Here is a 22,315-nt window from a genome sequence, read left to right as displayed (position 1 = left end):
TTGACCTAGGAGTGGTCGTTCCCTGGCATCACCCAATCTACGAATCAGTCATTTATTTTGTCAACCCAAAAGAAGGAGGCCGGCCCCTTTTTCTGGCGCAAACACGCGCTAGTTGAGCGGCTGTTCGGGAACCGCGCCGTTGGCCTGATCTCGCGCCTCGCCCCGTGCCTTGCCGTGTGCCTGATCGAGGACGCGCTCGATGTCGGCCCACAGGTCCTCCACCGACTCGATCCCGACCGACATCCGGACGAGCCCGGGCGCGATCCCGGCCGCCGCCAGGGCCTCGGCGCCGAGCTCGCGGTGGGAGGTGGAGGCGGGATGGGTGACCAGCGATTCCACGCCACCGAGCGACAGCGCGAGCCGCGCGACCCGGACGCCCTCGATGAACGCCCGGCCCGCCTCCCGGCCGCCCGCGAGCTCGAAGGAGAGCAGCCCGCCGCCGCCCGAGAGCACCTTGCGGGCGGTGTCGTACGAGGGATGGCCGGCCAGCCACGGGTAGTGGACCTTCACCACGTCGTCGCGGGCGGCGAGGCGTTCGGCGAGCACGGCCGCGTTGGCGCAGTGCTCGCGCATCCGCAGCGGCAGCGTCGGTACCCCGCGCAGGGTCAGCCAGGCGGCGAACGGGTCGGCGCAGGCCCCGAGTTCGACCGTACGGGGCCACACGGCCCGGCGCAGGCCGTCGTCGGCGAAGACGGCGGCGCCGCCGAGGACGTCGGAGTGGCCGGAGAGGTACTTGGTGGTGGAGTGCACGACGACGTCCGCGCCGAGCTCCAGCGGGCGGCACAGGACCGGCGAGGCGAGCGAGTTGTCGACGACGCTGGTGATGCCCGTCCGGCGGGCCGCGGCGAGCAGTCCGGGCAGGTCGGCGACCTGGCCGGTGGGGTTGGCGACGGTCTCCAGGACGAGCAGCCGGGTGGCCGGGTGCTGGGCGGCCCGCTCGAACTCGGCCGGGTCGTCGCCGGAGACGTACGTGACGTGGATGCCGTACCGCGCGGCCAGGTCCGACAGGACGCTGAAGGTCCCGCCGTACAGGCACTTCTGCGCCACCACCCGGTCGCCGGGCTTGAGCAGCGCGAGCAGCACCCCGCTGATGGCGCCCATCCCGGACGCGAACGCGATGGCGCCGGCGCCGCCTTCGAGCCCGGCGAGGGTCTGCTCCAGGGCGCGGACGGTCGGATTGCCGCGCCGGCTGTAGACGTACCGCCCGTCGGGTCCGGCCATCGCCTCGGCCAGTTCACCGGCGGAGGAGAAGGCGAAGACGGAGGACTGGACGAGCGGCACGGACAGTGGCCAACTTCCGTCGGGAAGAGGCGGATTGGAAACGTGCACGGCACGGGTGAACAGATCCACGGGATGTTCCCTTTCGGAGCTTTCGGCAAGGCGCTGCCGGAATGAATTCAGGGAATGGGAAAAGGGGCCGACCGACGTCCGGGGGAGGAACGTCGGGCGGCCCCTTGCGGGCTGCGCGTTACGCAGCGACCTTGTCGCCCTGCGGCTGCGGGGCGGAGTCGGGGGCACCGGCGGCGAGCGCCTTGTCGCCCTTCATCACCAGGAGGGTGACGACACCGCCGACGGCGGCGATGATCGCGGCGCCGATGAAGGCGGCCGAGAAGCCGTCGGTCAGCTTCGGCAGGTTGCCGAGCTGGTCGGCGCCCTGGGACATGGCGACCGCGGTGAGGGCGGCGAGGCCGAGCGCGGAGCCCACGTTGTAGGTGGTGTTGACGATGCCGGAGGCGAGACCGGCCTGCTCCTGCGGGGCACCGGCCATCGACGCGATCATGGTCGGGATGTAGGCGAGGGACATGCCGAGCGCGGCGACCAGCGAGGCCGGCAGGACGTCGACCAGGAAGGTGCCGGTGGGCTCGACGGCTGCGAGCCAGACCAGGCCGGCGGCGAGGACGAGCAGACCGACGCCGATGAGCGGCTTGGCGCCGACCTTGGCCATCAGGCGGGAGGTGATGGCCGTCATGAAGATCATGAGGAGCACGGTCATCGGGAGCAGCGCGGCACCGGACTCGAAGGCGCCGTAGTGGAGGACCTGCTGGAGGTACAGGTTGAGGAAGTACCACATCGGGATCCAGGCGGCCCCGAGCAGCGTCATCGCCAGGTTGGCGGAGCCGAGGCGCGGGACCCGCCACACGCTGAGCGGCATGAGCGGCTCGCGGATGGCCTTCTGGATCACGAAGAAGAGGGCGATGAGGACGACGGCGCCGACGAGTTCGAGGACGGTGGCGGTGGCGCCCCAGCCGACCTCGGGGGCACGGACGACGGCGAAGACACCGAGGGCGAGACCGGCGGTCACGGCGACGGCGCCGAGGACGTCGACGGAGCCGCGGCGGGACTCGACGTTCGGGAGGAGCTTGGTCGCGGCGAGGGTCGCGAGGCCGATCGGGACGTAGATGACGAAGCACAGCTGCCACCAGGCCCACTCGGTGAACACGCCGCCGAGGAACACGCCGGCGGTGCCGCCGGCCGGGGCCGCGGCGCCGTAGAGGGCCATCGCCTTGCCGAGCTCACGCGGGTCGTGCATGAAGAGCATCATCAGCAGGGTCATGGCGGAGGGCGCGATGAGCGCACCGCCGACGCCCTGCACGGCACGGCCGGCGATCTCGACCCACGCGGTCTGCGCGGCGGCCGCGACGACCGAACCGGCGATCATGATCGCCCAGCCGGAGACGAAGATCTTGCGGGCGCCGACGAGGTCGGAGAGCCGGCCGCCGAGCAGCAGCAGACCGCCGAAGACGATCACGTAGGCGTTGAAGATCCACTGGAGCTCGCTCTGCGAGAAGCCCAGGTCCTTCTGCATCTCGGGGAGCGCCACTCCAATGATGGAGGTGTCCATGATGACCATGAACTGGGCGGCGGCGAGCACGGCAAGTGCCCACCAGCGCCGGGGGTTGACGGTTGACATCTGCCCTGCCCTTCGATCGCGGTGACATACCCCTGGGGGGTACCTGCGTGGAGCACCGTAGCATACCCATGGGGGGTATGTAAGAGTGAGATGAAGGCGGCCTTCCGGAGACGTGGTGCCCACAAAGAAGCCCGCGCCACGGCGGGTTGGAAGGTACGGGTGACGGCAGAATGCGCCCATGACGGAGCCCCAGACGCCGCCCGAGACGACCGCACTGCGCGACCAGGAACTCCTGGCCCGCTGGACCTCGACCCTGCTGGCAGCCCGGTCGGGCCGGGAGGGTCCCGACCCCCTCCCCTACGGCCGGAACCTGCTGTCGCGCTGGAACGAACCACAGCGCCGCTACCACACCGCCGAGCACCTGCGGGGGGTCCTCGACCGCATCGACGAACTGGCCGACCAGGGCGGCGAGGGAGGAGAGTTGGAGCTCGTCCGGCTCGCCGCCTGGTTCCACGACGCGGTCTACCGCCCCGACCGCTCCGAGAACGAGGAACGCTCCGCCGCCCTGGCCGAAAAGGCCCTCACCGAAGCCGCCCTCACCCCCCACGAGGTCACCGAGGTCGCCCGCCTCGTCCGCCTCACCACCACCCACGACCCCGACCCCGGCGACCTCAACGGCGAGACCCTCTGCGACGCCGACCTGGCGATCCTGGCGAGCGACCCGGATACCTACAGGGGGTATACCTCAGCGGTCCGCGACGAATACTCCTTCGTCCCGGACGACGCCTTCCGCGAGGGCCGCGCGGGGGTGCTGCGCCAACTCCTCGCACTGCCACGGCTGTTCCGGACGCCGTACGGGGCGGCGGTGTGGGAGGAGCGGGCGCGGGCGAACATGGAACGGGAACTGGGGGAACTGACGGGGCCGGGAGCGTAGGACACGTCCAACGGCACCGGCACCGCCCGTCGGCACCGGGCGGGGCCGGGCGGGGCCGGATCGGGCCGGGCGGGGCCGGGCCGGGCCGGGCGGGGCCGGGCGGGGCCGGGCCGGGCCGGGAGCGTAGGACACGCCCGCCGCCACAGGCATCGCCCGCCGGCACCGGAACCGGCACCGGCGGGCGGCCCGTTCCCTCCCCTACTGCCCCACGCGCCCGTCCACGCACTCGCGCAGCAGGTCCGCGTGGCCGCAGTGGCGGGCGTACTCGTCGATGCGGTGGACGTGGAGTTCGCGGATCGCGATGCCGTCCTTGCCGACGCGCTCGCCGAGGTCCGGGAAGGCGGCCAGGGCGGCATCCGTCTCGGCCTGCTCGCGTTCGAGGTCGCGGAAGGCGGCCTCGACCAGGGCCTGGTCGGGGGCGGCGCCGTCGAAGTCGGCGTCGCGCGGGCCGTAGAGCTTCGAAGGCCGCTCGCCGTCGGCGCTGATCCAGCCGCGCCAGTCGCGCTCGGTCTCGGCGAGGTGGCGCACGAGGCCGAGCAGCGACATCGTCGACGGCGGCACGGAACGGCGGGCGAGCTGCTCCGCGTCGAGGCCCTCGCACTTCATGCGCAGCGTCAGGCGGTAGTTCGTCAGACAGTCGAGGAGCGTGCCGAGCTCGCCGTCCGGACTGGGGCCGTCACTGTTGCGCGGATCGTCGTCGGGATCCGCCCACATGTCGGGGTGGACGGTCGCCTGGGTCCAGCGGGTGGTGTCGTCGGTCATGCGTCGCATGGTCACCCCAACAGGCGTCATCCGCCACCGAGTTATCGGCTCGCCGCCCGCACCGCGGCACCGGTGGCCGTACCGAATCGCGAGATGTTCGCCGTGAGAGGAATGACAGGCTCAAACCCCGGGTTGCCCATGTCATGCCCTCTACGTCCCCGGCCGATCCGCCCGCGCCCGAGTCCCCCGCGTCCGAATCCCACGCGGCCGCCTCCCTCACGCCCGAGTCCCCCGCGGCCGCCCGCCCCGCAGCCGATCCGACCACCCGCATGCCCCTGGCCGTCTACATCCTCGGCCTCTCCGTCTTCGCGCTCGGCACGAGCGAGTTCATGCTGTCCGGGCTCCTGCCGCCCATCGCCGAGGACATGAACGTCTCCATCCCGCGCGCCGGACTGCTGATCTCCGCCTTCGCCATCGGCATGGTCGTCGGCGCCCCGCTGCTCGCCGCCGCGACCCTGCGGCTGCCGCGCAAGACCACCCTGGTCGCGCTGATCAGCGTCTTCGGCCTGGGCCAGGTCGCGGGCGCGCTCGCACCGAACTACGCCGTGCTGTTCGCGTCGCGCGTGGTGAGCGCGCTGGCGTGCGCCGGGTTCTGGGCCGTCGGCGCCGCCGTCGCCATCGCGATGGTGCCGGTCGGGGCGCGGGCGCGGGCCATGGCCGTGATGATCGGCGGCCTGTCGATCGCGAACGTCCTCGGCGTGCCCGCCGGCGCCTTCCTCGGCGAGCACCTGGGCTGGCGCTCCGCGTTCTGGGCCGTGGCCGCCGCCTCCGCGATCGCCCTCGTCGGCGTCCTCACCCGCATCCCGCACATCCCCCTGCCGGAGCAGCGGCCCCGGCTCAAGCGCGAGCTGGTCATCTACCGCGACCGGCAGGTGCTGCTCTCCGTCCTGATCACCGCGCTCGCCGCGGGCGGCGTCTTCTGCGCCTTCTCCTACCTCGCGCCGCTGCTCACCGACGTCGCCGGCCTCGATGCGGGCTGGGTCTCCGGCGTGCTCGCGCTCTTCGGCATCGGCGCCCTCATCGGTACGTACATCGGCGGCCGGGTCGCCGACGCGCACCTCTTCGGCGTCCTGCTCAGCGGCATCACCGCCTCGACCGTGATCCTGGTGGCGCTCGCCCTGCTGGCGTCCAGCCCGGTCGCCACGGTCGTCCTCACCTTCCTGCTCGGCGTCTCGGCCTTCTACACGGCGCCCGCCCTCAACGCCCGCATGTTCAACGTCGCGGGCGCCGCCCCGACCCTGGCCGGCGCCACCACCACCGCCGCCTTCAACCTCGGCAACACCGGCGGCCCCTGGCTCGGCGGCACGGTCATCGACGCGGACCTCGGTTACGCGTCGCCGGCCTGGGCGGGCGCGGCCATGACGCTGCTCGGGCTCGCGGCGGTCGCGGTGTCGCTGCGGCTCACCAAGTCCCGTTCCCGGGTGGTGGCTTCGCACGCCCCACACGTACCGGACGCCGCCGACCAGCCCGTGTCGTCTCGCTGAAATCCGTCGTCCACGGGGGAACCATGAGCACTGCCGTCACCCACGCCATCACCGTCATCGCCCGCCTCAAGGCCGCGCCGGCCCGGTCCACAAGCCACCGGGCCCACAAGCGACCGGGTCCGCGGCCGACCGGCCTCAGGCCATCGGCCGGCTCTTCGGGCGCCGCAGCCCCGCCTCCGTGAGCCTGCGCAGCAGCTCCTTCGAGCCGACCTCGACCGCGCCCGCCGCCACCGCCGAGGCGTAGTGGTCGGACGGCACGTCGTAGTGGTCGCGCTCGAAGGCGCGGGGCGGGCAGCCGATGGCGGCGGCGAAGGCGTGCAGCTCGTCGAAGGAGACGTCGCTGACCAGGTGCGACCACATGCGGCCGTGGCCCGGCCAGGTGGGCGGGTCGATGTAGAGGGTCACGTCAGTCCGCCCACCGGTGCGACCACCACGCCCTGCTTGCCGCAGACCCAGTGCGGGTCGGGGCCCATCTCCGGCTCGACGTCGAGGGCGTGCGGGTCGCCCGAGGAACAGACCGGGCAGAGCGGCCAGCGGCCGTACCGTTCGAGCAGGGCGTCCTGGACGTCCTGGGCGATCAGGCCGGCGACGAAGGCCTGCCCCTCCGGCCACTGCTCGACCCACCAGCGGCGGTGCGCGACGGCGTCCTCCACCATCGAGACGACCTCCGCCATGGCGACCTCGCGGGCCACCAGATCGGCGAGGACCAGGGCGCGGGCGGCATGGAGGGACTGCTCCAGCGGGTCGATGTCGTCCATGTTCACATTGTCACCCTTCTTGACGCCCCCTCCGCCCGAAAATATCTTTCAATTGTGACCCATGACGTGAAGGAAAGTTTCACCGGCGCTGGCGCGGGCGCCGGCACCGGTGCGGGCGCGGGCGGCGCAGCCGCTCCCGCCGCCGCCTCCGCCTCGGCCCCGCCGGCCCCCGCCGCCCTCGCGGCCAAGGTGCGGACCCTCGCCCCCTCCATGACCCGCTCCATGCAGCGGGTCGCCGAGGCCGTCGCCGGCGACCCGGCCGGCTGCGCCGCCCTCACGGTCACCGGTCTCGCCGAGCTCACCGGCACCAGCGAGGCGACCGTCGTGCGCACCGCCCGCCTCCTCGGCTACCCCGGCTACCGCGACCTGCGGCTCGCCCTCGCCGGCCTCGCCGCCCAGCAGCAGTCCGGCCGCGCACCCTCCGTCACCGCCGACATCGCCGTCGACGACCCGGTCGCCGACGTGGTCGCCAAGCTCGCGTACGACGAGCAGCAGACCCTCGCCGACACCGCCGCCGGGCTCGACACCGTGCAGCTCGGCGCCGCCGTCGCCGCCCTCGCCACCGCCCGCCGCGTCGACATCTACGGCGTCGGCGCCTCCGGCCTGGTCGCCCAGGACCTGGCCCAGAAGCTGCTGCGCATCGGCCTGATCGCGCACGCCCACAGCGACCCGCACCTCGCCGTCACCAACGCCGTGCAGCTCCGCTCCGGCGACGTCGCCATCGCCATCACCCACTCCGGCTCGACCGGCGACGTCATAGAACCGCTGCGCGTCGCCTTCGACCACGGCGCCACCACCGTCGCCATCACGGGCCGCCCGGACGGCCCGGTGACGCAGTACGCCGACCACGTGCTGACCACCTCCACCGCCCGCGAGAGCGAGCTGCGCCCGGCGGCCATGTCCTCCCGCACCAGCCAACTCCTGGTCGTGGACTGCCTGTTCACCTGCGTCACCCAGCGTACGTACGAGACGGCCGCGCCGGCCCTGGCGGCCTCGTACGAGGCCCTCGCCCACCGCCACACCCCCCGCAGCCGCTGACCGCCGCCACGGACACCGGCTACCGGCCACCGAACCCCCTCAGTTCTCCGACCCCCGCCGTTCTCCGACCTCGGAAAAGAGCGATCCGTGTCCGCCACGTACTCCGAACTGCGCGCCCAGCTCGCCACCCTCACCACCGAGGCGTTCCGCCCCGAGCTCGCCGAGATCGACCGGCTGCCCACCGCCGAGATCGCCGCGCTCATGAACCGGGAGGACCAGACCGTCCCCGCCGCCGTGGCCCGGCAGCTCCCGGCCATCGCCGCCGCCATCGACGCGACGGCCGAGCGGATGGCGCGCGGCGGCCGGCTCGTCTACATGGGCGCCGGCACGGCCGGCCGGCTCGGCGTCCTCGACGCCAGCGAGTGCCCGCCCACCTTCAACACCGACCCGTCCGAGGTCGTCGGCCTGATCGCGGGCGGCCCGGAGGCGCTGGTGCGGGCCGTCGAGGGCGCCGAGGACTCGGCGGAGCTCGCCGCCGCCGACCTGACCGCACTCGGGCTCACCGCCGACGACACCGTGGTCGGCATCTCCGCCTCCGGCCGCACCCCGTACGCCATCGGCGCCGTCGAGCACGCCCGCGCGCTCGGCGCGCTCACCATCGGCCTGTCCTGCAACCCGGACAGCGCGCTCGCCGCGGCCGCCGAGCACGGCATCGAGGTCGTGCCCGGGCCCGAACTCCTCACCGGCTCCACCCGGTTGAAGGCCGGCACGGCCCAGAAGCTCGTGCTCAACATGATCTCGACGATCACCATGATCCGGCTCGGCAAGACCTACGGAAACCTGATGGTCGACGTCCGCGCCTCCAACGACAAGCTCCAGGCCCGCTCGCGCCGCATCGTGGCACTGGCCACCGGCGCGCCGGACGAGCAGATCGAGACGGCCCTCGCCGCCGCCGACGGCGAGGTGAAGACCGCGATCCTGATGATCCTCGCCGACCTCGACGCCAAGACCGCCGAGCAGCGGCTGACCGACTCGCAGGGCCACCTGCGCGCGGCCCTGCACGCCTGACCCCCAGAGGCAGCCACCCCCTCACAGCAAGGCGCCACCCCCATGAGCACAGACAGAGAAGCGGGCACCGCCGACAAGAACCGCGCCCTCGCCGCCGCGATCCTCCCCCTCGTCGGCGGCGCCGCGAACATCGACTCCGTGGCCCACTGCATGACCCGGCTCCGGCTGGGTCTGCGGGACCGCTCGCTCGTCCGGGACGAGTCCCTCAAGGCCCTGCCGGCCGTCCTGGGCGTGGTGGAGGACGACACGTACCAGATCGTCCTCGGCCCCGGCACGGTCGCCCGCGTGACCCCGGAGTTCGAGGCCCTGGTGGCCAGGGCTCCGGGAGCGGCCCCCACCGCGGAGGAGCTGGCCGGCCGGGGCGCGGCCCTCAAGGCCGCCCGCACGGCACGGAACGCCACCCCCGGCAAGCTCCTGCTGCGCCGCCTCGCGAACATCTTCGTCCCGCTGATCCCCGCCCTCATCGGCTGCGGCATCATCGCGGCCCTGGGCGGTCTGCTGGTCAACCTGGGCTGGCTCCCCGGCGTCACCCCGGCGCTCGCCGCCGTCGCCGGCGGCTTCATGGCGCTGATCGCGGTCTTCGTCGGCCACAACACGGCCCGGGAGTTCGGCGGCACGCCGGTCCTCGGCGGCGCGGCCGCCTCCGTCATCGTCTTCGCGGGCGTCGCGAAGATCGAGGTCTTCGGCCGGCCCCTCGCGCCCGGCCAGGGCGGTGTGCTCGGCGCGCTGGGCGCGGCGGTGCTCGCCGTGTACGTGGAGAAGTGGTGCCGCCGCTGGGTGCCGGAGTCCCTGGACGTCCTGGTGACCCCGACGCTCACCGTGCTCGTCGCCGGCCTGGTCACCGTCTTCGGCCTGATGACCGTGGCCGGCGGGATCTCCCGGGCCATCGGCGACGCCGCGAACTGGCTGCTCGCGCACGCGGGCGCCGGCGCCGGCTTCGTCCTCGGCGGCCTCTTCCTCCCGCTGGTGATGCTCGGCCTGCACCAGGCCCTGATCCCGATCCACACCACCCTCATCGAGCAGCAGGGCTACACCGTCCTCCTCCCGATCCTGGCGATGGCGGGCGCGGGCCAGGTCGGTGCCGCCATGGCCGTCTACCTGAGGCTCCCCCGCAACCGCTCGCTGCGCCGCACCATCAGGTCGGCGCTCCCGGCCGGCTTCCTCGGCGTCGGCGAGCCCCTCATCTACGGCGTCTCCCTCCCCCTCGGCCGCCCCTTCGTCACCGCGTGCGTCGGCGGCGCCTTCGGCGGCGGTTTCGTCGGCCTCTTCGGCATGCTCGGCGACAAGGTCGGCGCCACCGCCATCGGCCCCTCCGGCTGGGCCCTCTTCCCGCTCCTCGCCGGCGACCGTGGCCTGGGCACGACGGCCGCGATCTACGCGGGCGGGCTGCTGGCCGGGTACGTGGCGGGCTTCCTGGCCACGTACTTCTTCGGGTTCAGCAAGGCGATGATCGAGGAGTACGACGTGGACACGGAGCCGGAGCCCCTCTCGGTCACCGCACCGTCGGACCCGGCTCCCGCCCAGCTCTGAGCCCTGCCCGGGCGTGATCGGCAGGACATGCCTAGCGGCAGGTCACGTCGGCCGCCGGGCGCTCCCCGGTCAGCAGGAAGCGGGTGACCGTCCGGTCGCCGCAGGCGTTGCCGTTGCCCAGGTACATGCCGTGGCCGCCGTGGTCGACGGAGACGAGGCGGGCGCGGTCGCCGAGGGCCGCGCGCATCTTCAGTCCGGCGAAGTGCGGGGTGGAGGGGTCGCGGAGGCCCTGGATCATGAGGATGTTGGAGGGGCCGGCATCGGTGATGCGGGTGGGCTTCTCGACGGGGCCGCCCTTCCAGAACGAGCAGGGCGTGATGTTGGCGGGCATGCCGGCGGTCAGCGGGTGGGCGACGCGGTCGGCGGCGACGGCGCGCTCGTACGCGGGCACGGAGGCGGGCCACCTCACGTCGTTGCAGATGACGCCGACGGTCACGGCCGCGTCCGCGTCGGGCATCGGGCCGGCCAGCCCGCCCGGCAGGACGGGCGTCTCGCCGTCGGTGCGGGCCTGCTCGATCAGCCGGGCGAGGGACGGGAACTGGGAGTCGGAGTAGAGGGCCATCTGCAGGGCCTGGCGCAGCAGGTTGCCGGTGAGCGGCACCCCGGGCGTGGTCGTCGGCTTCGGCGCGCGGTCGAGGCGGGCGGCGAGGTCGAGGAAGAGCGGGCGGACGTCCTCGGCGCGGTCGGCCAGGCGCAGTCCGTCGGCGGCGCGGTCCGGGTGGGCGGCCCAGGCCGCGAAGTCGGGGAAGCGGATGTCGGCGGCGGCCGCCATGTCCCGCAGCCAGCCCCGGGCGACGAACCCCGGGTTCGGGTCGGCGCTGCTGTCGAGGACGACCCGGTCGGTGCGGCGCGGGAACTTCTGGGCGTACTGCGCGGTGACGTACGTGCCGTACGAGGTGCCCCACGCCGAGATCCTGTCCTCGCCGAGCACCTCCCGCAGCCGGTCCATGTCGCGGACCTCGTTGGCGGTGGTGAGGCCGCGCAGCTCCGGGCCGCCGTTGCGGGCGCAGGCCTCGGCGACACGGCGGGACCGGGCGACGTTCTCGCCGATCGCGCCGTCGGCGGTGGGCCAGGCGCGCAGGGTCGCGATGTGCCGGTCCTCCTCGGCGAGCCCGCACCCGGCCTTCGAACTGCCGCCGACGCCCCGCGGATCGAACGCCACCAGGTCGTACGCCTCCCCCAGCTGCCCCTTCAGGCGCGCGCCCTTCGAGCTGAGCTGCTGCACCCCGGAGCTGCCGGGGCCGCCGGGCACGACGAGGAGGGTGCCGCGGCGGGCGGCGGGATCGGCGCTGACGACGCGCGAGACGGCGAGGGAGACCTGGCGGCCGTCGGGGTCGGCGTAGTCGAGGGGCACGGAGAGGGTGGCGCACTCCTGGTGGAGCCCGGCGGGCCCGCACGCGGCCCAGGCGAGCGAGGCCGCCCCGGCGGCTCCCGCGGGCCCGGCGGCGGAGGCCGGGGCGACCGGGACGGCGAGGGTGGCGGAGGTGAGGGCGGCTGCGACGAGGGCGATTCCCGCGGAAGTCTTCATGCGGACAGCCTTGTTGATGAGGCGTCAGCGACCCATCCGGCAGGCACGCGGGTGCGGGGTGGGGCTATCCCCCTGCCCCGCGGGACGGGACGGGGCGGAGATCCGCCACCCACTCGCCCCGGCACCCCGCCACGGGCCGCGGAGATCCGCCACCCACTCGCCCCGGCACCCCGCCACGGGCCGCGGAGATCCGCTACTCCTTTACCCCGGCGCCCCGCACAGGAGATCATCCCCGCCATGACCACAGCCCTCACCACCACGCCGCCCCACGCCTCAGCCTCCGGCACCTGGACGCTCGGCGACCTCACCGTCAACCGCGTCGGCTTCGGCACGATGCGTCTGCCGCAGACCGGCGAGGCGCTCGTCGAGCACGCCGTACCGCGCGACCGCGACCAGGCGATCTCGGTCCTGCGCAGGGCTGTCGAGCTGGGCGTCAACCACATCGACACCGCCGCCTTCTACTTCTCCCCGCTCCGCTCGGCCAACGAGCTCATCAACAGCGCCCTCGCCTCGCCCTCCGGCCGCTACCCCGACGACCTCGTCATCACCACCAAGGTCGGCCCCGCCCGCGACGCCTCCGGCGCCTGGACCGAGCACGCCCGCACGCCGCGGGCGCTGCGCGCGCAGGTCGAGGAGAACCTGCGCCAGCTCGGCCGCGACCACCTGGACGTCGTCAACCTCCGGGTCCTCGGCACCGATTCGGTCGCCGAGCGCTTCGGCGCGCTCGCCGAGCTGCGCGAGGCGGGCCTCATCCGCCACCTCGGCCTCTCCAACGTCACGCCCGAGCACCTGGCGGAGGCCCGCCGGATCGCGCCCGTCGTCTGCGTGCAGAACATGTACGGGATCGGGGTGCGCCCGGAGTACGAGGCGTTCGTGCGCGACTGCGGCGAACAGGGCATCGCGTTCGTGCCCTTCTACGCGATCGCCGCGGCCGGGCGGGAGAGCGGGGCGACCGCCGGCGAGCCGGCGGAGATCCTGAGCGTGGCCCGGGCGCACGGCGCGAGCCCGGCCCAGATCCGCCTCGCCTGGACCCTCCACCAGGGCCCCCACCTGCTCGCGATCCCGGGCACGGGCGACCCGGCGCACCTGGCGGCGAACGTGGCGGCGGGCTCGATCGCGCTCACCGACGACGAACTGGCCCTGCTCGACGGCGTGCACCGCGCCGCTGCCTAGACTCCGCCCATGACCGACACCAACGCCCACACCAGCGCGGACACCGGCGCCGACCTGACGAAGATCGCCGCGGACCTCGCTCCCGCCGGAACGCTGCGCGCCTCCATCAACCTGGGCAACCCGGTCCTCGCCCAGGGCACCCCGGACGCCCCGTCCGGCATCACCGTGGACCTCGCGCGCGAGATCGGCGCGCGGCTCGGCCTGCCCGTGGAGCTGCTCTGCTTCGACGCGGCGCGCAAGTCGTACGAGGCGATGGCGTCGGGCCGGGCCGACCTGTGCTTCCTCGCGGTCGAGCCGGCGCGCGAGGCGGAGGTGGCGTTCACGGCGCCCTACGTCGTCATCGAGGGCGTGTACGCCGTCCCTCGCGACTCCGCGCTGCGCACTCCGGCGGACGTCGACGCGCCGGGCGTACGGATCGGGGTCAAGGCGGGTTCGGCGTACGACCTCTATCTGACCCGCACGCTGCGGCACGCGGAGATCGTGCGGGGCGAGGAGGGCGTCGACACCTTCGCGGAGCGGGAGTTGGAGGCGGGCGCGGGGATCCGGCAGCCGATGACGGCGTACGCGGCGGCGCACCCGCAGGTGCGGCTGATCGAGGAGCGGTTCATGGAGATCCGGCAGGCGGTCGGGACGACGGTCGGGCGGTCGCCGGAGACGGTGGCGTTCCTGCGGGCGACGGTGGAGGAGCTGAAGGCGACGGGCTTCGTCGCGGAGTCGCTGCGCCGGGCCGGCCAGGACCCGAACCTGGTGGCGCCCCCGGCAGCCTCGTCCGTCTGAGTCCGGCCGAGTCCGACCGAGTCCGGCTGAGTCCGGTGTGCGCGGCGGGCGGCGCCCACTGCGCCCAGGGCTCCAACTTCGTGCTCACGCACCACTGAGAAAGCCCCCGAGGCGACCCGCGGCGCCCCCTCCCCGACCCTCTCCCGGAGGTGCGGGACGGGGGCGCCGTCCCCGTACGCGGATGCCCGGCAGCCCCCCGTCCAGCGCCTCGCCCGAACCCCCTCACACCACCTCTGACCTGGCCCTTCCGCCGCTCCTCCCCTAGCGTTCCGGCATGGATCGCACCACACGCACACCCGAGGACGTCCTCCGGCTCCTGGACGGCCTGTTCACGGCCGACACCGACAAGTGGCAGGGCTTCTACGACGACCGCTCCCGCCCGGTGCCGTTCTTCGTCGGCAAACCGGACGAGAACCTCGCCGAGCTGCTCGACCGCGGCCTGATCCCCACGGGCGACCGGGCCGGCCGCGCCCTCGACCTCGGCTGCGGCCCGGGCCGCAACGCCCTGCACCTCGCCGCCCACGGCTACGAGGTCGACGCGGTCGACCTGTCCGGCGCCGCGCTCGACTGGGCCCGGGAGCGGGCGGACGAGGCGCGGCTCGACGTCCGCTTCCTGCACGGCGACGCCTTCGCCCTCGACGCGATCGGCGACCGCGGCCCGTACGACCTGATCTACGACTCCGGCTGCTTCCACCACCTCCCGCCCCACCGCCGCCCCACCTACCTCGCCTTCCTCGCCCGCCACCTCGCCCCCGGCGCCCACTTCGCCCTCACCTGCTTCGCCGCCGGCGAAGGCGGCATGGGCTCCGAACTCCCCGACCCCGCCTTCTACCGCGACCGCTCCCTCCACGGCGGCCTCGCCTACACCGCCGAAGCCCTGCGCGCCCTCTTCGCCGACACCGCCGGCCTCGAAGAGCTCGCGCTCCGCCGCATGCGCGACGAACCGGCCGACTCCCCGCACTTCGGCGAATCGTTCCTCTGGGCCGGGCTGTTCGTCACCCCGCCCGCCGCGGGCACAGACAGAACGGATGTCCCGCCGGGTCGATGAGCACCAGGAAGCGGTCGGGGTCCTGCTGCGGTTCCGGGCGCGTCGCACCCAGGGCCAGCAGCCGGGCCGCGGTCGCCGCCAGGTCGTCCACGTCGAAGTCGAGGTGGACCTGCTGCGGCACGGTCTGGCCCGGCCACTCGGGCGCCCGGTAGTCGTCGACGCGCTGGAAGCCGAGCAGAAGGCCGCCGTCGCGCTGGAGGCCGGCGAAGTCGGGGCGGTTGGCGGGGTGCAGGGGCAGGCCGGTGGCCTGGTGGTAGAAGTCGGCGAGGGCGAGCGGGTCGGCGCAGTCGAGGGTGATCGCGGAAAGCTCCATGGACAGCACCCTAGGAACCAACGCCCCGCCCCCGCCCGGGATTTCACCCGCCACCACGGCCCGATCAGTCGCCCATCCCCTTCAGGTACTCCGCCAGCCTGTCGTACTGCTCCCGCACCCCCGTCTCCATCCCCGCCGCCAGCGCCTGGTCCCGGACCTCCGAAGACGGCCAGAAGGACGTGCTGGTCAGGGCCGTGCCGCCGGCCGGGGTGGCGTCGAAGGCGAGGGTGACGTGGACCGGGGCGGCGTCCGGCATCTGTTCGAAGCGTTCCGTGTAGACGAGGCGCTCGGCCGGGAGGATCTCCTGGTAGGTGCCGGAGAAGACGATCTCCTGGCCGTCCGGGGTGCGCTGGCCCCAGCGCCAGGCGCCGCCCGGGCGCAGGTCGATGTCGCAGACCGACATGGTCAGCCCGGCGGCGCCGTACCAGGCGCGTACGTGCTCCGGGCGCGTCCACGCCTCCCAGAGGCGCCGCACGGGGGCGTCGAAGGTGCGGGTGATGACCAGCTCGCGGTCCGCCGGGGTGGTCAGCAGCGTGATCATGACATTTTCTCGCCTCCCGCCGCAGCCGCTGCGGGCTCTCCCACCAGCATCGCCCCGGCCGCCGCCCGCCGCCTACCCGAACAATCCGGTGAACGCGTTCAACAACAAGCGCTATCGTGCGTACCACGCGGCCCGCCACCACGCGCGCCGCACGTCTGACCTGTGGGGGGTCCCTTTCATGCGCTCTACGCGCACACGTCCGCATGCCCTCGTGCGTGCGGCCACCGTCTTCGCTCTGACCGCGGGCCTCGCGCTGCCCGCCCTGGTCATCGCGCCCGCCGCGCACGCGGCCGGCGTCACCCGCACCACCACCTCGGACGACGGCCGGATCGTCGTCGACCTGACGTCGGAAGCCGTGTGGGTGAAGGTCAGCGTCCTCGCCTCCAGCGCCCCGGACGCCGCCGTGCTCGCCTCGACAGACGACCTCAGCTGGCAGTCCGCCGACGAGGCCACCGACCGGCCCTACGGCTGGGCCACCGCGGACACCCTGAAGCTGCCCGAGGGCACGCCGCTGGGCGACTACCCGGTCGTCGTCGAGTACCGGCTGCCCGCCGGCACCGTCCAGAAGTGGACCGGCGGCACGTACAGCCACAAGCTGCACACCGGTGTCAGCAAGCTGTCCTTCGACCACAAGACCACCAGCTACGACCAGCGTGACCTCGTCCTGTCCGGCGCGGCGACCACCTGGGACCCGTCCACCGGCGCGCGGACCGCGGCCCGCGAAGGCACCAAGGTCAAGGTCTCGCTCAGCCTGAGCGACCTCATGGGCGGCAACTGGCACACCGTCGACGCGACCGCCGTCACCGGCGCCGGCGGCGGCTTCTCGCTGCCGTTCACCCCGAACGCGGTGGTCCGCGGCGGCAGCGCCACGGTCGTCGAGGCCGCCGCCGACACCGACCCGAACGCCGGGTACAAGGTGCCGGAGGTCGGCGTCGAGACCCTCCAGTACCGGATCAACGCCGATCTGAACAAGTACCGGGTCGCCAAGGGCACCGACGTCACCGTCTCCGGCCGGGTGGAGCGGCTCACCCAGGACGGCTGGCAGCCGTTCGCGAACGCGCCGGTCGTGACGAGGAACCTCGAACCCCAGTACTACGACCGCACCGACCCGGGCACCGACGTGATGGGCAGCGGGACCGCCACGGCCGCCGGCACCTTCTCGTACGGCGCCCGGGCCACGTACGCCACGCAGGTGTACACGTTCCTGCGGCCGTCGGTGTACTTCCAGAACATCAACTTCGACCAGGGCCAGATCGCCGTCCCGCAGCCGATCTGGTACAGCGGCGTCCGCACCACCCTGGACGAGTTCGGCTCCGTCCACGCCACCGCCCGCGTCAACGGCGGCAGCTGCGAGAACGAGCCCGTGTACCTCCAGGTGTCCTTCGACGGCGGCCGCACCTGGGGCAACCTGAAGTACGGCAAGACGCAGTGGGACAACAGCTTCACCTACTGCAAGGCCGACATCACGGCCTGGGGCTACGTCAACGCCACCTACCGGCTGTACCACTACGAGACGGACCTCTTCGCCGCGCGGGACGCCGCCCCGGCCAGGCTCTCCCGCATCGAGACCCGCTTCTCCGCCTTCAACATCAGCCCCACCCGGCCGCGCGTGAACTCGCACATGACGGTCACCGGCACGGTGCAGAAGAAGATCGGCAGCACCTGGAAGCCGCTCGCCGGCGCCAAGGTCATGCTCCTGTTCAAGCCCAAGGGCGGCACCCAGTGGTACTGGGTGAGCCGCGACGTACCCACCAACACCTACGGCAACTTCAACTTCCGGGCCAAGAACTACGGCGACGGCTCGTGGATCGTGCTGAAGCAGTCGCAGAACGGCTACTTCTACAGCGAGGCGAAGGGTAAGTACATCGATGCGCTCTGACCTCCACCCCTCCGCCCGCGCCACCGCGCGCGCCGCGTCCCTGCTCGCCGCGCTGACCGTCCTCGCCCTCGGCGCGGGCACCGCCCCCGCCCTCGCGGAGGAGCCGGCGCCCCCGGCACCGGCCACCGTCGGCATCGGCCACGCCGTCACCGAGGAGTACCAGCGCGGCGCCTTCCACGTGAACACGTGGACGGACGCCCCCTCGGCCACCATCACCGCCGTGTCGGCGAAGATCCGCAAGGGCGACGCCGTCGTCGCCGAGATCCCCGCCCTCACCCAGGCGTCCTGGAACAAGAACCTCTACTCCCTGGCCGTCGGCGAGGCGCTCAAGCTCACCGAGGACGGCGGCACCATCCCGGAGCTCGGCAAATACGCCATCGACGTCACGGCGACCGACTCCCTCGGCAACACCCTGACCCGCAGCGACGCCGGCACGCTCGACTTCACCCTGAAGCCGCAGCTCGACGTCGGCTTCTCCGCGCCCAGCTGGAACGACCGCAGCACCCACCCCTCGGGCACGCTCGTCGGCGTCCAGCCCGGCTCCGGCGACCTGGTCCCGATCCCCGGCCGCGGCATCACCGTGCAGCGCCTGGCCGCCGAGGGCACCCCGGCGCAGACGGCGACCACAGACGACACGGGCGCGTTCAGCGGCGAGTCGTACGGCGACGTGAAGATCGGCGAGGAGTTCCGCGTCTCGTACGCGGAGAACAGCGAGCAGGTGCACGGCTCGTACGACTTCACGCGGGGGCTCCTCGGCTACAACAGCCGCCGCGTGAACGTGACCGCCACCGCAGACAAGGCCCGCGTGCTGCCCGGCGAGAAGGTCACGGTCACCGGCCGCATGACCGACCCGAACAACGCCGACGCCCCCGTGGCCGACCAGCAGGTCCGGGTGAGCCTGGCCTCCGGCTCCTACGACACCCCCGTCGCCCAGACGGTCTCGACCGACGCGGACGGCCGCTTCAGCGCCCAGCTGCCGGCCACTCCCGGCATCCGGGTGGACGGCTGGACGGTCTCCCCCACCGACCCGTTCCTGTACTTCTCCGGCGCCAACGGCCAGCTGGCGATGCCTCAGGAGGCCCGGGTCCTCGTCGCCCGCGGCACCCTCGCCGCGGACGGCAAGGTCAATGTGATCGGCGCCTTCCGTCCCTGGTACAACCCGAAGCAGTGGTTCAGCTGGACCCCTCCGGAGACGCTGCTCCTGGAGAACTCGGCCGACGGCCGAACCGGCTGGCGGACCATCGCCACCACTTCCCTCGGCAACAACAGCTACCCCGCGTTCTACAACCTCAACGGCAGGAGCCAGGGCGGCTTCTTCCGGGTCCGGCACGTGCTGAGCAACGAGTTCACCGAGTCCACCGGCGTCACGTTCCGGATGGTCCGCACCGCCACGCGGATCATCGGCGTGAACGCCAACCCGGAGCCGGTGCGCAAGGGCGCGGCCATGACCGTGACCGGCACGCTCCAGCAGGCGGTCGGCGGCGTGTGGAAGGGGTACGGGAACGCTCCCGTCACCCTGTGGTTCCAGGCCCGCGGCTCCTCGGCGTGGAAGCAGCTGGCGACCGGCCGCACGGCCTGGAACGGCGCGGTGACGTTCCGGACGACGGCGACGGTGGACGGCTCGTACACCATCCGGCACAACGGTGACGGCACGCACTTCAACGCGCCGGCCGCGTACAACGACTACGTCGACGTGCGCTGACCCGCAGTCCGCACGACCGGCCGCGAAAGCCCGAGGGCGGCACCCCCAGTGGGGGTGCCGCCCTCGGTCGCGTTCAGCGATGAACGTCCGATCCGTCAGGATCAGAAGTCCATGTCACCGCCCGGCATGCCGCCGCCGGCCGGCGCGGCGGCCTTCTCCGGCTTGTCGGCGATGACGGCCTCGGTGGTGAGGAACAGGGCCGCGATGGAGGCGGCGTTCTGCAGCGCGGAGCGCGTCACCTTGGCCGGGTCGATGATGCCCTCGGCGATCATGTCGACGTACTCACCGGACGCGGCGTTCAGGCCGTGGCCGACGGGCAGGTTGCGGACCTTCTCCACCACGACGCCACCCTCGAGGCCGGCGTTCACGGAGATCTGGGTCAGCGGGGCGGCCAGCGCCTTGCGGACGATCTCGGCACCGGTGGCCTCGTCGCCGTCCAGGTCCAGCTTCTCGAAGACGGAACCGGCCTGCAGCAGCGCGACGCCACCACCGGCGACGATGCCCTCCTCGACGGCGGCCTTCGCGTTGCGGACGGCGTCCTCGATGCGGTGCTTGCGCTCCTTGAGCTCGACCTCGGTCGCGGCACCGGCCTTGATGACGGCGACGCCACCGGCGAGCTTCGCCAGGCGCTCCTGGAGCTTCTCGCGGTCGTAGTCCGAGTCGGAGTTCTCGATCTCGGCGCGGATCTGGTTCACGCGGCCCGCGACCTGCTCGCTGTCACCGGCACCGTCGACGATGGTCGTCTCGTCCTTGGTGATGACGACCTTGCGGGCGCGGCCCAGGAGGTCGAGACCGGCGCTCTCCAGCTTGAGGCCGACCTCCTCGGAGATGACCGTGCCGCCGGTGAGGATGGCGATGTCGTTCAGCATGGCCTTGCGGCGGTCGCCGAAGCCCGGGGCCTTGACGGCGACGGAGCGGAAGGTGCCGCGGATCTTGTTGACGACCAGGGTCGACAGGGCCTCGCCCTCGACGTCCTCGGCGATGATCAGCAGCGGCTTGCCCGACTGCATGACCTTCTCGAGGAGCGGGAGCAGGTCCTTCACCGAGGAGATCTTGGAGTTGACGATGAGGATGTACGGGTCCTCGAGCGCCGCCTCCATGCGCTCCATGTCGGTCGCGAAGTACGCCGAGATGTAGCCCTTGTCGAAGCGCATGCCCTCGGTGAGCTCAAGCTCCAGACCGAAGGTCTGGGACTCCTCGACGGTGATGACGCCTTCCTTGCCGACCTTGTCCATGGCCTCGGCGATGAGCTCGCCGATCTGGGTGTCGGCGGCGGAGATGGAGGCGGTGGAGGCGATCTGCTCCTTCGTCTCGACCTCCTTCGCCTGGTCGAGCAGCGCACCGGAGACGGCCTCGACGGCCTTCTCGATGCCGCGCTTGAGGGCCATCGGGTTGGCACCCGCGGCGACGTTGCGCAGGCCCTCGCGGACCAGGGCCTGGGCGAGAACGGTGGCGGTGGTCGTACCGTCGCCGGCGACGTCGTCCGTCTTCTTGGCGACTTCCTTGACCAGCTCGGCGCCGATCTTCTCGTACGGGTCCTCGAGCTCGATCTCCTTGGCGATGGAGACACCATCGTTGGTGATCGTGGGGGCGCCCCACTTCTTCTCGAGGACGACGTTACGGCCCTTGGGGCCGAGGGTGACCTTGACGGCGTCAGCGAGCTGGTTCATGCCGCGCTCGAGACCGCGCCGGGCCTCCTCGTCGAACGCGATGATCTTGGCCATGTGAAGTGGTCCTCCCGGACATGGGGTGGATAACGCTCCAGGACCGCGCCGACGCCCGCGACGGACGGTCGGCGCGTCCTCGTGGTTCCTTGCCCCACGCGGCCGGCGACCTCGTCTGCCCGATCCTCGTAGCACTCTCAGCGTGAGAGTGCTAACGCCAATGATTAGCACTCGCCCCATGTGAGTGCAAGCGACTACGGAGGATCGACCACCTCTCGGCGCACTCCCGCGCACGCTCCCCCCGCCCTCCCGTACGCACGCGCCCCCGTCCTCCCGCACGTACGCGCCCGCGCACGCGCGAGGGGCCCGCGCCCCGGTAACCGGGATGCGGGCCCCTCGACGGAAGTGCGTCGTCGGCCGATCGCGCCGTGCTCAGACGGCGAGCTTGACCATGTCCGCCTGCGGACCCTTCTGGCCCTGCGAGATCTCGAACTCGACCCGCTGACCCTCTTCGAGGGTGCGGTAGCCGTCCATCTGGATCGCGCTGTAGTGGACGAAAACATCCGCACCACCGTCGACCGCGATGAAGCCGTAGCCCTTCTCCGCGTTGAACCACTTGACGGTGCCCTGAGCCATGCCTAACTCCCCTATTACTGGCCCTTGCGCGGGACCGCACTTCGCGGACCCGGGTCAGACCCTGCGCCGGAACGCGTCGACCGCGGCTGAATGTATCTGCCCAACTGCCCTCTGCAACAGGTCAATCGGACGAGAATTCTGGGCACGCCGGAAAGGGGAATTGGGGAGAATATGCTGAATTCCGGGGCAAGTCGGGCCCGGCAAAGTGCGCAGAAGGTACACAAGGCACGGGCACTTTGGCTGCTTCTTGTCGGTCGAGGCGCATTCTCATATGCGTCTGGCATGAGCAGCGGAGGGGACTTCCCCAACTCTACCGCGCTCAACCATGCAGAATTGCCCCCTCCGCTTCTTCTCGCGGAAGGGGCAATTCTGTACTGATGGGTAGTGCCGTCTCCGGGGCTCAGCAGCCGCCGGCGACCGCCGGAATGATGGAGATGCCGGCGCCGTTCGGCGTGGCCGTCTCCAGGCCCTGCTCGAAACGCACGTCGTCGTCGTTCACGTACACGTTGACGAAGCGGCGCAGCTTGCCCTGGTCGTCCAGGACGCGGGCGGCGATGCCGGCGTGGTTCTTCTCCAGGTCGGCGATGACCTCGGCGAGGGTCGCGCCCTCGGCGGCGACCTCGGCCTGGCCGCCGGTGTAGGTGCGGAGGATGGTGGGGATGCGGACGTTCACGGCCATGGCTGTCTTC

Annotated in this window: 21 protein-coding genes; 10 read left to right on the top strand and 11 right to left on the bottom strand. The window is 72.4% G+C overall.

All coding sequences use genetic code 11. From position 1 onward, the window contains the following. Positions 1–108: 108 nt before the first annotated feature. Positions 109–1,281 carry a trans-sulfuration enzyme family protein gene (locus ACFYU9_RS11155; RefSeq protein WP_389344283.1) on the bottom strand — a complete coding sequence of 391 codons (1,173 nt, stop codon included), beginning with the start codon at positions 1,279–1,281 and terminating at the stop codon, positions 109–111. Between the two features lie 187 nt (positions 1,282–1,468). Next, positions 1,469–2,911, bottom strand: a complete 1,443-nt coding sequence (locus ACFYU9_RS11150) for an MFS transporter (RefSeq protein ID WP_389205121.1) — start codon at positions 2,909–2,911, stop codon at positions 1,469–1,471. A gap of 178 nt (positions 2,912–3,089) precedes the next feature. On the opposite strand from ACFYU9_RS11150, the gene ACFYU9_RS11145 reads away from it, so the two are divergent. Next, positions 3,090–3,785: a hypothetical protein gene (locus tag ACFYU9_RS11145; protein WP_389344281.1), complete on the top strand. Its 696-nt coding sequence runs from the start codon at positions 3,090–3,092 to the stop codon at positions 3,783–3,785. Positions 3,786–3,983: 198 nt separating this feature from the next. On the opposite strand, the gene ACFYU9_RS11140 is transcribed toward ACFYU9_RS11145, so the two are convergent. Beyond that, the gene (locus tag ACFYU9_RS11140) at positions 3,984–4,556 is read right to left on the bottom strand and encodes a DinB family protein (RefSeq protein ID WP_389205124.1); all 573 of its coding nucleotides are present in this window, start codon (positions 4,554–4,556) and stop codon (positions 3,984–3,986) included. A 260-nt stretch (positions 4,557–4,816) separates the two neighbouring features. Here ACFYU9_RS11140 and ACFYU9_RS11135 point away from each other — a divergent pair, with 260 nt between their 5' ends. Continuing rightward, positions 4,817–6,031, top strand: coding sequence for a Cmx/CmrA family chloramphenicol efflux MFS transporter (locus tag ACFYU9_RS11135; RefSeq protein WP_389344750.1), 1,215 nt, complete (start codon positions 4,817–4,819; stop codon positions 6,029–6,031). A 135-nt stretch (positions 6,032–6,166) separates the two neighbouring features. Here ACFYU9_RS11135 and ACFYU9_RS11130 read toward each other — a convergent pair whose 3' ends face one another. Together ACFYU9_RS11130 and ACFYU9_RS11125 are read right to left on the bottom strand one after the other, a co-directional pair. Continuing rightward, positions 6,167–6,436, bottom strand: a complete 270-nt coding sequence (locus ACFYU9_RS11130) for a DUF4031 domain-containing protein (RefSeq protein WP_389205126.1) — start codon at positions 6,434–6,436, stop codon at positions 6,167–6,169. After that, on the bottom strand, positions 6,433–6,789 hold the full coding sequence (locus ACFYU9_RS11125) for a hypothetical protein (protein ID WP_389205127.1): 357 nt from the start codon (positions 6,787–6,789) through the stop codon (positions 6,433–6,435). Before ACFYU9_RS11125 ends, ACFYU9_RS11130 begins: the two co-directional genes overlap by 4 nt. Positions 6,790–6,843: 54 nt before the next feature. On the opposite strand from ACFYU9_RS11125, the gene ACFYU9_RS11120 reads away from it, so the two are divergent. The 3 genes from ACFYU9_RS11120 (at position 6,844) to ACFYU9_RS11110 (ending at position 10,365) form a co-directional block, all read left to right on the top strand. Then, complete coding sequence (locus ACFYU9_RS11120) at positions 6,844–7,827, top strand: MurR/RpiR family transcriptional regulator (RefSeq protein ID WP_389205128.1); 984 nt, start codon at positions 6,844–6,846, stop codon at positions 7,825–7,827. A gap of 87 nt (positions 7,828–7,914) precedes the next feature. Then, positions 7,915–8,835 carry an N-acetylmuramic acid 6-phosphate etherase gene (gene murQ, locus ACFYU9_RS11115; protein WP_389344279.1) on the top strand — a complete coding sequence of 307 codons (921 nt, stop codon included), beginning with the start codon at positions 7,915–7,917 and terminating at the stop codon, positions 8,833–8,835. Between the two features lie 42 nt (positions 8,836–8,877). Then, positions 8,878–10,365 carry a PTS transporter subunit EIIC gene (locus ACFYU9_RS11110; protein WP_389344277.1) on the top strand — a complete coding sequence of 496 codons (1,488 nt, stop codon included), beginning with the start codon at positions 8,878–8,880 and terminating at the stop codon, positions 10,363–10,365. Positions 10,366–10,396: 31 nt separating this feature from the next. Here the strand turns inward: ACFYU9_RS11110 and ACFYU9_RS11105 are convergent, their stop codons facing one another. Continuing rightward, complete coding sequence (locus ACFYU9_RS11105) at positions 10,397–11,893, bottom strand: alpha/beta hydrolase (protein ID WP_389344275.1); 1,497 nt, start codon at positions 11,891–11,893, stop codon at positions 10,397–10,399. Between the two features lie 237 nt (positions 11,894–12,130). On the opposite strand from ACFYU9_RS11105, the gene ACFYU9_RS11100 reads away from it, so the two are divergent. The 3 genes from ACFYU9_RS11100 to ACFYU9_RS11090 all read left to right on the top strand — a co-directional run bounded on the left by ACFYU9_RS11100 (position 12,131) and on the right by ACFYU9_RS11090 (position 14,891). Then, positions 12,131–13,066 (top strand): aldo/keto reductase, encoded by a 936-nt coding sequence (locus ACFYU9_RS11100; protein WP_389344273.1) that lies wholly within the window; start codon positions 12,131–12,133, stop codon positions 13,064–13,066. A 9-nt stretch (positions 13,067–13,075) separates the two neighbouring features. Then, the gene (locus ACFYU9_RS11095) at positions 13,076–13,843 is read left to right on the top strand and encodes a transporter substrate-binding domain-containing protein (protein WP_389344271.1); all 768 of its coding nucleotides are present in this window, start codon (positions 13,076–13,078) and stop codon (positions 13,841–13,843) included. 274 nt (positions 13,844–14,117) lie between these two features. Next, a complete protein-coding gene (locus tag ACFYU9_RS11090; protein ID WP_389205134.1) occupies positions 14,118–14,891 on the top strand; it encodes a class I SAM-dependent methyltransferase in 774 nt (257 codons plus the stop codon). Here ACFYU9_RS11090 and ACFYU9_RS11085 read toward each other — a convergent pair. After that, positions 14,839–15,204 (bottom strand): VOC family protein, encoded by a 366-nt coding sequence (locus ACFYU9_RS11085; protein ID WP_389344269.1) that lies wholly within the window; start codon positions 15,202–15,204, stop codon positions 14,839–14,841. The two genes, ACFYU9_RS11090 and ACFYU9_RS11085, sit on opposite strands and share 53 nt — an antisense overlap. A gap of 64 nt (positions 15,205–15,268) precedes the next feature. Further along, positions 15,269–15,745 (bottom strand): SRPBCC family protein, encoded by a 477-nt coding sequence (locus ACFYU9_RS11080; protein WP_389344267.1) that lies wholly within the window; start codon positions 15,743–15,745, stop codon positions 15,269–15,271. Positions 15,746–15,956: 211 nt separating this feature from the next. Between ACFYU9_RS11080 and ACFYU9_RS11075 the strand changes: the two genes are divergently transcribed. Together ACFYU9_RS11075 and ACFYU9_RS11070 are read left to right on the top strand one after the other, a co-directional pair. Next, the gene (locus tag ACFYU9_RS11075; protein WP_389344265.1) at positions 15,957–17,624 is read left to right on the top strand and encodes a hypothetical protein; all 1,668 of its coding nucleotides are present in this window, start codon (positions 15,957–15,959) and stop codon (positions 17,622–17,624) included. Next, on the top strand, positions 17,614–19,326 hold the full coding sequence (locus tag ACFYU9_RS11070; protein WP_389344263.1) for a hypothetical protein: 1,713 nt from the start codon (positions 17,614–17,616) through the stop codon (positions 19,324–19,326). The genes ACFYU9_RS11075 and ACFYU9_RS11070 overlap by 11 nt, the downstream gene beginning before the upstream one ends. 101 nt (positions 19,327–19,427) lie before the next feature. On the opposite strand, the gene groL is transcribed toward ACFYU9_RS11070, so the two are convergent. The 3 genes from groL to ACFYU9_RS11055 all read right to left on the bottom strand — a co-directional run bounded on the left by groL (position 19,428) and on the right by ACFYU9_RS11055 (position 22,305). Next, positions 19,428–21,050: a chaperonin GroEL gene (gene groL / locus ACFYU9_RS11065; RefSeq protein WP_389205139.1), complete on the bottom strand. Its 1,623-nt coding sequence runs from the start codon at positions 21,048–21,050 to the stop codon at positions 19,428–19,430. 372 nt (positions 21,051–21,422) lie between these two features. Continuing rightward, on the bottom strand, positions 21,423–21,626 hold the full coding sequence (locus tag ACFYU9_RS11060; protein ID WP_005315736.1) for a cold-shock protein: 204 nt from the start codon (positions 21,624–21,626) through the stop codon (positions 21,423–21,425). Positions 21,627–22,026: 400 nt separating this feature from the next. Continuing rightward, positions 22,027–22,305 (bottom strand): MoaD/ThiS family protein, encoded by a 279-nt coding sequence (locus ACFYU9_RS11055; protein WP_389205140.1) that lies wholly within the window; start codon positions 22,303–22,305, stop codon positions 22,027–22,029. Positions 22,306–22,315: the final 10 nt, after the last annotated feature.

Origin of the sequence: Streptomyces sp. NPDC004327 (assembly GCF_042873935.1) — a bacterium.
In the GTDB taxonomy this organism is placed as follows: domain Bacteria; phylum Actinomycetota; class Actinomycetes; order Streptomycetales; family Streptomycetaceae; genus Streptomyces.
This window is presented reverse-complemented; position numbering and strand designations above follow the sequence as displayed.

Bases quoted from the DNA above. Each gene is read 5' to 3' on its own strand.
- ACFYU9_RS11150 (WP_389205121.1), bottom strand. From the start codon at position 2,911: ATGTCAACCGTCAACCCCCGGCGCTGGTGGGCACTTGCCGTGCTCGCC.
- ACFYU9_RS11145 (WP_389344281.1), top strand. From the start codon at position 3,090: ATGACGGAGCCCCAGACGCCGCCCGAGACGACCGCACTGCGCGACCAG.
- ACFYU9_RS11140 (WP_389205124.1), bottom strand. From the start codon at position 4,556: ATGCGACGCATGACCGACGACACCACCCGCTGGACCCAGGCGACCGTC.
- ACFYU9_RS11135 (WP_389344750.1), top strand. From the start codon at position 4,817: ATGCCCCTGGCCGTCTACATCCTCGGCCTCTCCGTCTTCGCGCTCGGC.
- ACFYU9_RS11125 (WP_389205127.1), bottom strand. From the start codon at position 6,789: ATGGACGACATCGACCCGCTGGAGCAGTCCCTCCATGCCGCCCGCGCC.
- ACFYU9_RS11110 (WP_389344277.1), top strand. From the start codon at position 8,878: ATGAGCACAGACAGAGAAGCGGGCACCGCCGACAAGAACCGCGCCCTC.
- ACFYU9_RS11105 (WP_389344275.1), bottom strand. From the start codon at position 11,893: ATGAAGACTTCCGCGGGAATCGCCCTCGTCGCAGCCGCCCTCACCTCC.
- ACFYU9_RS11100 (WP_389344273.1), top strand. From the start codon at position 12,131: ATGACCACAGCCCTCACCACCACGCCGCCCCACGCCTCAGCCTCCGGC.
- ACFYU9_RS11095 (WP_389344271.1), top strand. From the start codon at position 13,076: ATGACCGACACCAACGCCCACACCAGCGCGGACACCGGCGCCGACCTG.
- ACFYU9_RS11090 (WP_389205134.1), top strand. From the start codon at position 14,118: ATGGATCGCACCACACGCACACCCGAGGACGTCCTCCGGCTCCTGGAC.
- ACFYU9_RS11085 (WP_389344269.1), bottom strand. From the start codon at position 15,204: ATGGAGCTTTCCGCGATCACCCTCGACTGCGCCGACCCGCTCGCCCTC.
- ACFYU9_RS11080 (WP_389344267.1), bottom strand. From the start codon at position 15,745: ATGATCACGCTGCTGACCACCCCGGCGGACCGCGAGCTGGTCATCACC.
- ACFYU9_RS11070 (WP_389344263.1), top strand. From the start codon at position 17,614: ATGCGCTCTGACCTCCACCCCTCCGCCCGCGCCACCGCGCGCGCCGCG.
- groL (WP_389205139.1), bottom strand. From the start codon at position 21,050: ATGGCCAAGATCATCGCGTTCGACGAGGAGGCCCGGCGCGGTCTCGAG.
- ACFYU9_RS11060 (WP_005315736.1), bottom strand. From the start codon at position 21,626: ATGGCTCAGGGCACCGTCAAGTGGTTCAACGCGGAGAAGGGCTACGGC.
- ACFYU9_RS11055 (WP_389205140.1), bottom strand. From the start codon at position 22,305: ATGGCCGTGAACGTCCGCATCCCCACCATCCTCCGCACCTACACCGGC.